Consider the following 1,491-nt stretch of genomic DNA (forward strand, 5'->3'; position numbering starts at 1 on the left):
TAACTGCAATATGGAGGCATGACCAAATTACGGTACTGTTTTAATAGAAAAAGCAGAAGAACTAGCAAAAGAAAAAAATGTTTATTTATAACTTTAACTACAATGGACTTCCAAGCAAAGCCGTTTTATGGAAGACAAGGGTACAAATTAGAATTTACGAGAGTCGGTTATCCTTATGACTCTATAATGTATTATTTACGGAAAAATTTATGACACTAAAACTCGGAATTGTTGGGTTACCGAATGTCGGTAAGTCAACGTTATTTAATGCCTTAACGGCAAGTCAGGCTGCGGATGTTGCTAATTATCCGTTTTGTACTATTGAGCCTAATAGCAGTAAAGTTTTAGTACCGGATGAGCGTTTGCAACGACTAGCAAATTTAGCAGGAAGCGGAAAAATCATTCCGTCTTATATTGAGTTTGTCGATATTGCAGGGCTTGTTAAAGATGCAAGTAAAGGGGAGGGGCTTGGTAATAAGTTCTTATCTCATATCAGGGAAGTTGATGCAATACTGCACGTACTGCGTTGTTTTGAGGATGAGGATATAACGCACGTACATAATAAAGCCGACCCAATTCACGACCTTGAGGTTATTGAAACAGAGTTAATACTTGCCGATATAGAATCGGTTGAAAAGCGTTTAGCAACAAGCGAAAAACGCTTGAAGCCAGGTGATAAAACAATGGCAGAGCAGATAGAATTGTTAAAAGAGGTTTATAAAGTGTTGGCAGACAGTAAACCTGCAAGAGCATTAAATGAAATTTTAGGAGCTGATAATTTAAAACAATTGCAGTTAATTACTTCTAAGCCCGTTTTATATATATGTAACGTACTTGAAAAAGATGCTGCTATGGGTAATGAATTTACGAAATTAGTAGCAGAAAGAGCAAAGAAAGAAAACGCTAAAAGTGTCGTAATTTCTTCAAAAATAGAAGCTGAGATTGCTTTACTTGAAAGCATGGAAGAAAAAAAAGAGTTTTTAAAATTTATAGGTTTAGAGGAAACGGGGCTTAGTAAAGTGATTAAAGAAGGGTATAATCTCTTAAACCTTAAAAGCTTTTTTACCATAGGTCATAAAGAAGCCCATAGTTGGACTTTTAAAGACGGCACGCTTGCACCGGCTGCTGCCGGCATTATTCATACCGATTTTGAAAAAGGTTTTATCAGAGTGGAAGTTATCGGCTATGAAGATTATATAAACCTTGGTAGTGAAGCAAAAGCCAAAGAGGTAGGCAAAATGCGTTTAGAGGGTAAAGAATACAAAATGCAAGACGGGGATATAGTACATTTTAGGTTTAACGTATAGCTACTATGGGCATTGCTAACTAAAAGCGGATATCGTCATTCCTGCAAGACCTTGTTGCGTAGATATAAAAAAAAGTAGCTGCGAACTAAGAAAAGTAGTAAATCGACAAAAAACTTAACCACAAGTGTGTATGTCAAAGCTACAAAAAGTTTGCAACTGGAAAGAATATAACAGAAGTTTAAAG

At 36.0% G+C, this 1,491-nt stretch carries 1 protein-coding gene; it reads left to right on the forward strand.

Going from position 1 to position 1,491, the window contains the following annotated elements; genetic code table 11:
- Positions 1-209 precede the first annotated feature (209 nt).
- On the forward strand, positions 210-1,307 hold the full coding sequence (gene ychF / locus KYQ89_RS00870) for a redox-regulated ATPase YchF (protein ID WP_218459941.1): 1,098 nt from the start codon (positions 210-212) through the stop codon (positions 1,305-1,307).
- Positions 1,308-1,491 lie beyond the last annotated feature (184 nt).

It is taken from the genome of Rickettsia sp. TH2014 (assembly GCF_019249195.1).
Classification (GTDB): domain Bacteria; phylum Pseudomonadota; class Alphaproteobacteria; order Rickettsiales; family Rickettsiaceae; genus Rickettsia; species Rickettsia felis.